This window comes from Mesoflavibacter sp., from assembly GCF_964226795.1.
GTDB classification, from domain to species: Bacteria; Bacteroidota; Bacteroidia; order Flavobacteriales; family Flavobacteriaceae; genus Mesoflavibacter; species Mesoflavibacter zeaxanthinifaciens.
In genome coordinates, this window is record NZ_CAXQQP010000007.1 from 151,989 (window position 1) to 164,131 (window position 12,143).

Below are 12,143 nucleotides of genomic sequence, written 5' to 3' on the forward strand. Positions count from 1 at the left end.
TAATACATCAAAACAAATGAAATTACTAAAACCATTAATAATATTACTTTGTCTTTCTGTAAGCATTGTAAATGCGCAACAGTTAACATCACCTAATGGCGAGTTAACCATGCAATTTTCACTTCAAGAAGACGGAACACCAACTTACAAATTACAATACAAAAATCAAGAAGTTATAAAAGAAAGTCGTTTAGGGTTTCATCTTAAAAACGATAAAAAATCATTGTTAGATGATTTTAAAGTTACAGATACTAGTACATCTACTTTTAAAGACACATGGCAACCGGTTTGGGGAGAAGTTAAAGAGATAACCAATCATTACAATCAGTTAAAAGTAACTTTAACACAAAATGAAACAGACCGAATTATGGTTGTTAATTTTAGGTTGTTTGATGATGGTTTAGGATTTAGATACGAGTTTCCTACGCAAAAAAACTTAGTGTACTTTACCATAAAAGAAGAACGTACACAGTTTGCAATGACAGGAGATCATACTGCATTTTGGATTCCTGGTGATTATGACACGCAAGAGTACGATTATACAAAATCAAAACTTTCAGAAATTAGAGGCTTATTTGATAAAGCAGTAACAGGTAATGCCTCTCAAGAACAGTTTTCTAAAACAGGTGTACAAACAGCTTTAATGATGAAAACAGATAAAGGTCTATACATCAATTTACATGAAGCAGCTTTAATTAATTACTCTTGTTTATCATTAGATCTAGATGATAAAAATTTGATTTTTAATTCACACTTAACACCAGATGCTAGAGGCGATAAAGGTTATTTACAGTCACCAACAAAAACACCTTGGCGTACAATAATAGTAAGTGATGATGCTAGAGATATTTTAGCCTCAAAACTAACCTTAAACTTAAACGAACCTTGCGCAATAGAAGACACATCTTGGATTAAACCAGTAAAATATATTGGTGTTTGGTGGGAAATGATTACAGGTAAAAGCTCTTGGTCATACACCAACGATTTGCCATCAGTAAAATTAGGTGAGACCGATTTTACAAAAGTGAAACCAAACGGAACTCACGCAGCAAACAATAAAAACGTAAAGCGTTATATAGACTTTGCAGCAAAACATGGTTTTGATGGTGTTTTAGTTGAAGGTTGGAATGAAGGTTGGGAAGATTGGTTTGGTCAATCTAAAGACTATGTATTTGATTTTGTAACACCTTACCCAGATTTTGATGTAGAAGAAATTCATGCTTACGCAAAATCTAAAGGCGTAAAAATGATCATGCATCATGAAACGTCTTCGTCTGTAAGAAATTACGAGCGTCATATGGATAAAGCTTATCAATTTATGAAAGACCATGGTTACGACGCAGTAAAAAGTGGATACGTAGGCGATATTTTACCACGAGGAGAACGTCATTACAGCCAATGGATAGTAAATCACTACCAATATGCTTTAGAAAAAGCAGCAGAATATCAAATCATGGTTAATGCGCATGAAGCAGTTAGACCAACAGGTATTAGCCGTACTTACCCTAATTTAATAGGTAACGAGTCTGCTCGTGGTACAGAATATCAAGCATTTGGTGGTTCTAATGCTAATCATGTTACAATTCTTCCGTTTACACGTTTAATTGGAGGACCAATGGATTACACACCAGGAATTTTTGAAATGGATATTAGCAAACTTAATCCAAATAATAATTCGCATGTAAATAGTACCATTGCAAACCAATTAGCTTTATATGTAACCATGTATAGCCCATTACAAATGGCTGCAGATTTACCAGAACACTACCAGCAGTTTATGGATGCGTTTCAATTTATAAAAGATGTTGCAATAGATTGGGACGAGAGTATTTATATAGAAGCAGAACCAGGAGATTATTTAACTGTAGCACGTAAAGAAAAAGGGTCTAATAATTGGTTTGTGGGTAATGTAAATGGTAATAATCCAAGAAAATCTACTATCAAATTAGACTTTTTAGATAAGGACAAAACATATACCGCTACGATTTATGCAGATGCAAAAGATGCGCATTATAAAACAAATCCTCAGGCTTATAAAATTTCAACTAAAAAGGTAACTAGTAAGTCAAAAATTTCTCAGGTATCTGTTCCTGGTGGTGGATTTGCAATCAGTATCATAGAAAATAAATAAGATGAAATTAACTAAAAACATAGTGCTGTTTTTTGCAATGCTAACATTATTTTTTTCATGTAAAAATGAAGAAGACGAAGCATTAAATACTAAAACCGAAACAGTAACAGAAATTAAACACGAAATAAACCGTGTAGAACCGCCACATTGGTGGGTTGGTTTTAAAGAGACATCACTTCAGTTATTGGTTCATCATCCAAATATTTCAAAAGCAACACCAAGTATATCTTATGCTGGTGTTGCTATTAAAAAAGTTAATAAAGCAGATAGCCCAAATTATCTATTTATTGATTTAGAAATTTCAGAAATAGCAAAATCAGGTCAGTTTAATATTCATTTTAAATTTGAAGATGGTACTAAATTAGTACAAACTTATCAACTAAAAGATAGAGACAAAGCAGCAGATCAATTTGTTGGTTTTGATAGCAGCGATGCTATTTATTTGATAACTCCAGACCGTTTTTCTAACGGTAATCCAAATAATGATAGTATAAAAGGTCTAAACGAGCAAAATGTGGATAGAAGTCACGACTATAAACGTCATGGTGGTGATATAACTGGGATTACTAATCATTTAGATTACATTAGCGATATGGGCTTTACACAAGTTTGGTCTTGTCCGCTGCTAACAAACGATATGGAAAATGGCTCATATCATGGATATGCAATTACCGATTATTATCAAGTAGATCCTCGTTTTGGGACTATGGAAGAGTACATTAATCTATCTCAAAAAGCAAGAGAAAAAGGTATGGGATTAATTATGGATCAAGTAGCAAACCATTGCGGAGTATTACATTGGTGGATGAAAGATTTACCGTTTAAAGATTGGGTTAATCAACAATCTAAATTTAAAAACGGAGCGCCTTTAAATAATTCTAATCACAGGCGTACCGTTAACCAAGATTTATATGCATCAAATCATGACAAAAATGAAATGACCGAAGGTTGGTTTGTCCCAACAATGCCAGATTTAAACCAGCGTAATCCTTTTATGGCTAAATACATTACGCAAAATAGCATTTGGTGGATCGAAACTTTAAAGCTTAGCGGAATTAGACAAGATACCTATCCATATCCTGACAAAGATTTTATGTCTAGTTGGGCAAAACAAATAATGACAGAGTATCCTAACTTTAGTATTGTTGGAGAAGAGTGGAGTTATAATCCATTACTTATTGGGTATTGGCAAGCAGGACATAAAAATAAAGATGGCTACAATGGGCATTTAAAATCGACAATGGATTTTGCAATGAACCAAAATATTGTAGACGCTTTAAATCAAGACGAAGCTTGGGATCGTGGTTTGATTAAAATGTACGAAGGATTAGCTAACGATTTTAGTTATACATCACCAAAAGACATCATGATCTTTTTAGATAATCATGATAAAAGTAGAGTTTTTACTCAGTTTAATGGTGATATAACAAAAACTAAAACAGCATTAAGTTACATGTTAACCTTACCAAGAATACCTCAAATCTATTACGGAACAGAAATTTTAATGGACGATTTTGAAAAACCTGGCGATCATGGATTAATTCGTACAGATTTTCCTGGCGGTTGGCAAGATGATGTTGTAAATGCGTTTACAGGTAAAGGGTTAACAGAAGAGCAATTAGATATGCAACGCTATATAAAAACATTACTTAATTATAGAAAAGAAAGTAATGCCATATATAATGGTAAAACCATACATTTTGCACCATTTAATGGGACTTACTTTTTATTTAGAATTGCAGAAGATGAAACCGTAGTTCATATCATTAATAAAAACGAAAATCCAATAGTAATAGATTTAAACCGTTATGACGAAGTTGGTTTAAAAGGAAAGACGTTAACCAATATCGTTTCTGGTGAAACTATGATTTGGGAAGACACAATTCAACTTGATAAAAAAGGAAGCTTAATACTAACAACTAAAAAATGAAAAATATAGTTGTCATATATTTTTTAACGCTATTTGTATGTTTTTCTTGTAAAAAAGAAAACGAAAATCCTATTTTAGGAGAAGAGGTTGTGACGTTTAAAATCAACAAACTTCCAGAGAATCATAATTTTGAAGAAGACATTTTTATTTCAGGAGATTTTGAAGGTTGGTCTGGCGGAAGAGACCAATTTAAATTGAATAAAAAAGATGAAGTTTACAGTATTTCTGTTCCTAAATACAGAGAGCAAATCAACTTTAAATTTACTAAAGGAAATTGGGAATCTGTAGAATGTCAATTAGACGGAAACCCAATAGAAAATAGAACTTATAACTTTGATGGTAAAGACGAAACTGTAAACGTTGAAATCGTTAACTGGAAAACAGAAGAAATGACTGAAAGTCCTTCAACCGCATCAAAAAATGTATCAATTTTTGAAGACAATTTCTTAATGCCTCAATTAGATAGACAACGCACTATTAGAGTTTATTTACCGCCAAATTATCATAATTCAGAAGACAATTATCCAGTACTTTATATGCATGATGGTCAAAATGTATTTGATAAAAAAACATCATACAGTGGAGAATGGCAAGTAGATGAAACATTAGATAAATTATACGAAGAAAAAGGCTTTAGTTTAATCGTTGTAGCGATAGATAATGGAGGAGATAAGCGTTTAAATGAATACTCTCCTTGGGATCATCAAAAGTTTGGAAAAGGTCAAGGTATGGACTATGCAAAATTTATAGTCAATACACTAAAACCAAAAATAGATGAAATTTACAGAACTAAAACCGATAAAAACAATACAGCAATAATGGGATCGTCTATGGGTGGACTAATTTCTCACTATACAGCTTTACAATATTCAGATGTTTTTGGTAAAGCAGGCGTGTTTTCACCTTCGTTTTGGTATTCAGAAGAGGTTTTTGATTTCAGTAAAAAACATTCAAATATTAAAGATTTAAGACTATACTTTTTAGCTGGCGGAAAAGAAGGTGGTAATCCAACTTTTGAAGGTATTAGCAAAACCGCAAAAGACATGAATACTATGATTGAACTCTTAAAGTCAGGAGGATTTCCTGCTCAAAATATTAATTCTAAAATAGAACCAGAAGGTAAACACAACGAAAAACTTTGGAAAAATAGCTTTGAAGAAGCTATAACTTGGTTATTCAAACTATAAAACAAACAAATAATACATATGAAAAAAATATTCCTACTAGTTATAGTAACAATGTTTTTTGCTTGTAAAGAAGAGCAAAAACAACCTGTTATGGATACGAAGCAAGAAGACACATTTAAACCTATTACAGAAGAAGATATAGAAAGCGGAGTTATTTACGAAGTCAATATACGTCAATACTCACCAGAAGGCACATTTAATGCGTTTACTAAAGATATGCCTGTTTTAAAAGATTTAGGTGTAAAAGTGATTTGGGTAATGCCAATAAATCCAATCTCTAAAGTTAAAAGAAAGGCTACAGATGGTCAATTTACTAGCGATATTGAAGATGAAAAAGAACGCGAAAAATATTTAGGTAGTTACTATTCTGTATCAGACTATAAAGCCATAAATCCAGAGTTTGGTAATCTAGAAGATTTTAAAAATTTAGTAGATACTGCACACGATAATGGAATTTATGTAATTGTAGATTGGGTACCAAATCATACAGGTTGGGATCATCCATGGATTACTGCTCATCCAGATTGGTACACTCAAAACGATAAAGGAGAAATTATAGATCCAATCAATCCTGAAACAGGTGAATCTTGGGGATGGACTGATGTTGCCGATTTAAATTATGATAATACGGAGATGCGCAAAGAAATGATTAACGATCTAAAATATTGGTTAACCGAAGCTAATATTGATGGTTACCGTATGGATGTTGCGCACAAAGTACCACAAGATTTCTTTGAAGAAGTAACTAAAGAATTAAAGCAAATAAAACCTGTTTTTATGCTTGCAGAAGCAGAACAACCAGCGTTGTTAGAAAAAGCGTTTGATATGCAGTATGCTTGGGAAGGACATCATTTATTAAACGATATAGCAAAAGGAGAAAAAAATGCTGAAGATTTTCAAGCGTATATTAAAAAGCAAGATACAGTGTTGCAAGACGATGATATTAACATGAACTTTGTTACCAATCACGACGAAAACTCTTGGGCAGGTACTTTAAGAGAACGAATGCCAAATAATAAAGAGTTATTTACAGCTTTAACTTATACCATGCCTGGTATGCCTTTAATTTATTCTGGGCAAGAGTATGATCTAGATCACAGATTATTGTTTTTTGAAAAAGATAGCATCCCTAAAACTAAAGGAGATTACTTTACGTTATTACAACGTTTAGGCGAATTAAAAAATACAAATTCAGCCTTAAACGGAGGTAAAGATGCAGCTGCTTACAAAGCGATAGATGCTGGACCAAGTGTGATTGCGTTTAGCAGAACAAAAGGTGATGATGAGGTTGTTTTTGTTGCAAACATTTCAGGTGAAAGTGTTAAAACTAGCATACCTCAAAAAGGAAGTTATTTAGATTACATTGCTAATCAACCAACCCAATTAAAAGGCGATGCAATTGAGTTAGCAACAAACGCATATAAAATTTATGTAAAGCAATAGTTTTACACTATTTATTTGAATTTTAAAAAGCGCCTATATTAGGCGCTTTTTTTATTATTTGATTTCAGATTTTTTATAAATAAACTCAATGATAAAACAAAATAAAACCACTGAAACGGCAATTATAACACCTGTTTTATTTGCACTATATTCTTGTTGTAATAATACAGCTAATGCAGTTATACAAAGTATAAAACCAATTAACGGAATCACTTTGTTTCCATTAATTTTATCGTAAAGCTTAAAACCTGTATAATTTACCATTGCAAAAATGAGTAAAAACCCTACACTACCAGTGGTCGAAATACTTTCTAATTTTAGCACATTAGCAACAATTAGTGTTAGCACAGATGTAATTAATAAACCTACAGGTTGATTCCATAATTTACCGGTTAAATGGTGCGGTAATTCGTCATCTTCAGCAATTTCATAACTTACTCTTGTTCCTCCTAAAATAGAAGCATTGATGGCAGAAAACGTCGAAATTAAAGCTGCAATGGTTATGATTGTAAAACCTACTTGTCCCAACATGGGTTTAGCAGCTTCGGCTAAAACGTAATCTTTAGCGTCTTTAATTTCAGAAAAAGGTAAAGAGCCAACAGTAACTATAGCAATAATGATATAAAGCAAAATCACAAAAATAACAGAACCGTAATAGGCACGCGGTATATTTTTCTTTGGATTAACCACATCTGGTGCTGCATTGGCAATAAGTTCAAAACCTTCATAAGCAACAAAAATTACCATTCCGCCAGTAAGTAATTTTAATGGTGTTTCCCAATTAGAAACAGATAATTGTGATATATGTTCACTTCCAAATAATCCATAACATCCAATTCCTACAAAAGCTAAAAGGATAATAAGTTTTACGATTACAGCAAACGATTCTATCTTTCCGACAATTTTTATGCTGTAATAATTAATAACTGTAGCGCCAATAATAACAGCACTTGCGTAGATATGAAAGTCAACGGATTCGTTTACAATTGTATATAAATTTGGCGCATAAGACCCAAATGCAGATGCATAAAGTGATAGCATAATAATATAACTTATCCACAATAAATTATTTATTCCACCACTAAAAATGGTTTTACCAAACCCTTCATTAATAAATTTTACTGTTCCGCCACGTTCAGGAAAAGTTAATGATAGCTTGGTGTAGCTGTAAGAGGTAATTAAAGCTAAAATACCAGCTATTAAAAAGGCAATAGGCGTACCGCCTTTAGCTAATGATACTGCAAGCCCTAAAACTGCAAAAATACCACCGCCAACCATACCGCCAATACCTATAGATAGTGCGTCTTTAAGTTTTATTTCATCAGACATCTATAAAGGAAAGATAGATTTAGGAATGGCATGAAAACCAGTTTTATTAATCTCGTTTTCTATCGTAATAACCTCTACTAATTTAGAGGTTTGTACCGTAAATTGTTTTGGGTAGGTATCTGCATCTATAATAACGTTTTCTACACCGTCAACTCTTAAAGCAGCGTTTTTAATTAACTCTAAATCTTCAAGTTGTTTTGCATTGGTTTCAAATACTTTCCCATGGTTACCAGGGATAACGTTTTCTGATATTAAACTCATGATAATTGTTTTAGATTGGCTAGTTAGCTAACCATTTATTAAGTATCATAAAGTTACAAAATGTTAAAATACACTATTCCTAATTATTTTAACATTTGCGTTAAAATGCTGTTATATTTTAATGTTTTTGATAGTTTTTAGGTTGAAAATTTCACCAATAATAAATAGAAATACGATAGAATATTCAATACCAATTAACCACAAGTTTTCGGTATTATCTTTATTTGCATATGCTAGGTAACTTAACACGATAACTAAGCTCCAGACTATTACATATTTATAATTAGAAAACACCGAAAGAAGTACCAATGTAGCTAAATACCATGGATGAACGGTAGTGCTTAATAAAAAGTAAACTGTCAAGCCTAAAAGCATGTTAACTATTAATTGTTGCATATTATTTACTTTTCTAAACAAAGCTAAAGACCAAACAATTATAAAAATTAAAAGTGCTAAGCATTTACCAATAATAGCAATTTGATTATATCCAGATATACTGTATCCAATAGCTCTTGCAATGTAATAGATACTAGCATTAAATTCAAAATTATTAAACCAAAGCGCTGTTGTTTTAGAATAATTTGTAATAAAATCTGAACTTATAAAGGGTAAAAATAATAATAGTACAGTAATACCAATAACAGCATAAAAACCAATTAAGGATTTTAAGTTGTGGTGTTTTAAAAACCATTTTATAAAAAATGGTAATAATAAAATAGGTATTAATTTAGTTGAAATTGCAAATGCAAAACATATAGCAGACCAAAACCATTTGCCTTTATGAAGAAGGTAAAGACTAAATATGATAAAAAATATCATTATGCTTTCAAAATGTAAATTACCAGTTAATTCAATAATAATTAAAGGGTTTAACGCATATAGAAAAATAGAATTTTCTGGAAGTTGAAAAGCTCTTAATAATTTTCTACCATAAAATATCACTCCAATATCAGCAAGGATAATACATATGCGCATTCCAATTATAGAACTTAGTATACCGCTTCCCGGAAACCAATTACCAAGTACAAAAAACAACTGATTAATAGGCGGATAATTACTGTTGTTACCTTGACTAAGCCAGCCCATACCATCGTAAAGTTGTTGCTGATTTGGAATGTTAGACACTAAGTTTTGATTAATAATTTCGGTAGCAGAATATAGGTAAGGATTGATACCTAATTGATTAAGGTATCCATCCCAAATAAAGCGATAAAAATCTTGAGATAGATTAGGAGTTGCTAATAAAAACACAAGCCGACATAAAATGGCTGCTACAAGTAAAAACTTAAAGTTACCACTAGTTATTTGTATTAATTTATAACTTACTATAAATAAAGCTACATAAAGCGTTATAAGCTTAATATAGTCTGTCCGTGCTAAATTATAGGCAAAACTAAAATAGAATAATAAACAAGCAAACGTAAGAAGTATTGAAATCTTATTTAGTTTGAAAAATGTTGTATTTATTTGCATTACTCAAATATAGCTAATAAAGCTGTAAAGTAAGCTTTATAGTAGGTTTAGAACTTGTTGTTGGCAAGTACATGCGTTAGCGATAGTAATGGTTAGCTTTTGGCGAGGCTTGCATCGAGCCAAAACTAGTAATGGATAGCGCGACCACTTGTGGTAACGCCCAAAAAAAACTAAGCTTTTGAAGTTAAAGACTTAAAGAATACAAATCCAAAACCAATTGTAAGCATTAAGTGGAAAGGGAATAATCCAAAATCACCACCTTGATCACCAACTATGAATGCACTGTACATTCCGAAAGCGAAATAAACCATTAAAAGACCTTCAAAAACAACGTTAATACTTATGTTTTTGCGTAAGTATTTATTGCCTTTCCAACTGTCTTTAAGTGAACTAATGTTGAATTTTGGAGTACGTACAAACTCGCTTCGTTTACCAATATGTCCTTCTAAAACAGCAATAGAATTATGTAAAGAAAAGCCCATTGCGATAGAGAAAAACGTAAAGAACATACCAATATATTTGATAAAATCTTTAAACGTATTGCCATGACTACGTTTGTACATTATCCAATAACAAACAAAGAAGATAATAGTACTCATTACAAAAAAGCTCATAATGTAAAAGTATGGTCTTAAATGCGCATATTCGTTTTTAATGTAAAGCATTGGTATACTTAAAATACCAACAATTAATACATTTAAAAACATGGTACTATTTAACAAATGTAAAATACCGTGTAATTTGGTTTTAGCAGAAATATTCTTGCTAGTTAAAACGCGCCAAAGCATTTTTCTAAAGTTTTCTGCGCCACCTTTATTCCATCTAAATTGTTGTGATCTTGCTGCACTGATAACTACAGGTAATTCGGCTGGAGTTTCAACATCTTCTAGATATTTAAATTCCCAGTTTTTAAGCTGTGCACGGTAACTTAAATCTAAGTCTTCGGTAAGTGTATCGCCTTCCCAATTTCCTGCATCAATAATACAATCTTTACGCCATACACCAGCAGTACCGTTAAAGTTGATAAAATGACCTTTGCTATTACGTCCAACTTGCTCTAATGTAAAATGTGCATCTAAAGCAAATGCTTGTATTTTTGTTAATGTTGAATAATCGCGGTTGATATGTGCCCAACGTGTTTGTACAACACCAATTTTATCATTTTTAAAATATGGGATTGTTTTTTGTAACCAGTCGTGTTCTGGTAAGAAATCGGCATCAAAAATGGCGATAAATTCTCCTTTTGCAATTTCTAATCCTTCTTTTAATGCACCAGCTTTAAACCCTTGTCTGTTGGTTCTGGTAATATGTTTGATGTCTAATCCTGTTGCTGCAAGCTTTTCTACGTGTGCTTTGGTTGTAATTACGGTTTCGTCTGTAGAATCGTCTAAAACTTGAATTTCTAATTTATCCTTTGGATAATCTATTAAAGCAATGTTGTCTAATAATCTGTCCATAACATACAACTCGTTAAATACAGGAAGTTGTATGGTTACATAAGGTACTTCTTCTGGATTATTTAAATTGAATTTTGGACACTTATCCTTTTTACGTTGAGCTGCTAAATAATTAAACATTAAGTTTAATTGCGCTAACGCGTACATGAAAATTAAAATTAGCGAAATGCTGTAAATGACTATTAATGTGGTTTCTAAAATCACTATTTAAAACTATATTTGAAAATCCAGGACAAAATTTTTATGCCTGCAAATATACTACCTTTTATGGTTCCTGAAACTTTTGAGACACCAATTCTATTTCTGTAGTTTACAGGTACTTCTGTATAACTAAGTTTTTGCTTTAATGCTTTTAACTGCATTTCTACTGTCCAACCGTACGTTTTGTCAACCATATTAAGGGCTAACAGCTTGTCGTACTTAATAGCTCTAAAGGGACCAAGGTCTGTAAATTTAGCCTTAAAAAAAAGTGACATTAATTTGGTTGCTAGCCAATTTCCGAAGATTTGTTGAGGCGTCATAGCACCATCTTCTCTTAATTCTTTAACACGACTACCAATAACTAAGTCAATATTATCTTCAATAATAGGAGCAATTATTTTAGTAAGTTCTTCTGGATAATCACTATAATCACCATCTAAAAATACAATAATATCAGGTTTAGACTGTTGCTTAGAGATGTAATCCATACCTTTTAAACACGCATAACCATAACCTTTTCTGTTTTCTGTTAATACGGTTGCACCTGCATGTTTTGCATTAACTTCTGTAAGATCTGTAGAATTGTTGCTAACTACAATAACTTCTTCTACTAAAGAAGGAATGTCTTGTATAACATTTGCAATTGAGTCTTGCTCGTTAAAAGCAGGAATAATGACTTTTATTTTGGGCATTTAGGCATTTAATCTTAGCGCAAAAATACAATTGTTTTT

At 31.9% G+C, this 12,143-nt stretch carries 9 protein-coding genes; 4 read left to right on the top strand and 5 right to left on the bottom strand.

Translation table 11 applies throughout. The features are described 5' to 3' along the window. Positions 1-16: 16 nt before the first annotated feature. From ACEQT4_RS05925 to ACEQT4_RS05940, 4 genes are read left to right on the top strand one after another with little or no spacing between them, the layout of a single operon-like run. On the top strand, positions 17-2,131 hold the full coding sequence (locus ACEQT4_RS05925) for a glycoside hydrolase family 97 protein (protein ID WP_370226517.1): 2,115 nt from the start codon (positions 17-19) through the stop codon (positions 2,129-2,131). Between the two features lies 1 nt (position 2,132). Next, on the top strand, positions 2,133-4,061 hold the full coding sequence (locus ACEQT4_RS05930; RefSeq protein ID WP_370226518.1) for a glycoside hydrolase family 13 protein: 1,929 nt from the start codon (positions 2,133-2,135) through the stop codon (positions 4,059-4,061). Then, positions 4,058-5,248 (top strand): alpha/beta hydrolase-fold protein, encoded by a 1,191-nt coding sequence (locus ACEQT4_RS05935; RefSeq protein ID WP_370226519.1) that lies wholly within the window; start codon positions 4,058-4,060, stop codon positions 5,246-5,248. Before ACEQT4_RS05930 ends, ACEQT4_RS05935 begins: the two co-directional genes overlap by 4 nt. Before the next feature lie 18 nt (positions 5,249-5,266). After that, entirely contained in the window at positions 5,267-6,691 is a 1,425-nt protein-coding gene (locus tag ACEQT4_RS05940; protein ID WP_370226520.1) for an alpha-amylase family glycosyl hydrolase, read from the top strand. A 54-nt stretch (positions 6,692-6,745) separates the two neighbouring features. Here the strand turns inward: ACEQT4_RS05940 and ACEQT4_RS05945 are convergent, their stop codons facing one another. The 5 genes from ACEQT4_RS05945 to ACEQT4_RS05965 form a co-directional block, all read right to left on the bottom strand. Continuing rightward, on the bottom strand, positions 6,746-8,020 hold the full coding sequence (locus ACEQT4_RS05945; protein ID WP_370226521.1) for an APC family permease: 1,275 nt from the start codon (positions 8,018-8,020) through the stop codon (positions 6,746-6,748). Continuing rightward, positions 8,021-8,281, bottom strand: a complete 261-nt coding sequence (locus ACEQT4_RS05950) for a heavy-metal-associated domain-containing protein (protein WP_106679911.1) — start codon at positions 8,279-8,281, stop codon at positions 8,021-8,023. A gap of 111 nt (positions 8,282-8,392) precedes the next feature. After that, positions 8,393-9,532 carry a glycosyltransferase family 87 protein gene (locus tag ACEQT4_RS05955; protein ID WP_370226523.1) on the bottom strand — a complete coding sequence of 380 codons (1,140 nt, stop codon included), beginning with the start codon at positions 9,530-9,532 and terminating at the stop codon, positions 8,393-8,395. A 392-nt stretch (positions 9,533-9,924) separates the two neighbouring features. Further along, positions 9,925-11,358: a cellulose synthase family protein gene (locus tag ACEQT4_RS05960; RefSeq protein WP_370226525.1), complete on the bottom strand. Its 1,434-nt coding sequence runs from the start codon at positions 11,356-11,358 to the stop codon at positions 9,925-9,927. A 56-nt stretch (positions 11,359-11,414) separates the two neighbouring features. Beyond that, the gene (locus tag ACEQT4_RS05965) at positions 11,415-12,104 is read right to left on the bottom strand and encodes a glycosyltransferase family 2 protein (protein ID WP_336129507.1); all 690 of its coding nucleotides are present in this window, start codon (positions 12,102-12,104) and stop codon (positions 11,415-11,417) included. Between the last annotated feature and the right edge of the window lie 39 nt (positions 12,105-12,143).

Bases quoted from the DNA above. Each gene is read 5' to 3' on its own strand.
- ACEQT4_RS05945 (WP_370226521.1), bottom strand. From the start codon at position 8,020: ATGTCTGATGAAATAAAACTTAAAGACGCACTATCTATAGGTATTGGC.
- ACEQT4_RS05930 (WP_370226518.1), top strand. From the start codon at position 2,133: ATGAAATTAACTAAAAACATAGTGCTGTTTTTTGCAATGCTAACATTA.
- ACEQT4_RS05925 (WP_370226517.1), top strand. From the start codon at position 17: ATGAAATTACTAAAACCATTAATAATATTACTTTGTCTTTCTGTAAGC.
- ACEQT4_RS05940 (WP_370226520.1), top strand. From the start codon at position 5,267: ATGAAAAAAATATTCCTACTAGTTATAGTAACAATGTTTTTTGCTTGT.
- ACEQT4_RS05950 (WP_106679911.1), bottom strand. From the start codon at position 8,281: ATGAGTTTAATATCAGAAAACGTTATCCCTGGTAACCATGGGAAAGTA.
- ACEQT4_RS05960 (WP_370226525.1), bottom strand. From the start codon at position 11,358: ATGTACGCGTTAGCGCAATTAAACTTAATGTTTAATTATTTAGCAGCT.
- ACEQT4_RS05965 (WP_336129507.1), bottom strand. From the start codon at position 12,104: ATGCCCAAAATAAAAGTCATTATTCCTGCTTTTAACGAGCAAGACTCA.
- ACEQT4_RS05935 (WP_370226519.1), top strand. From the start codon at position 4,058: ATGAAAAATATAGTTGTCATATATTTTTTAACGCTATTTGTATGTTTT.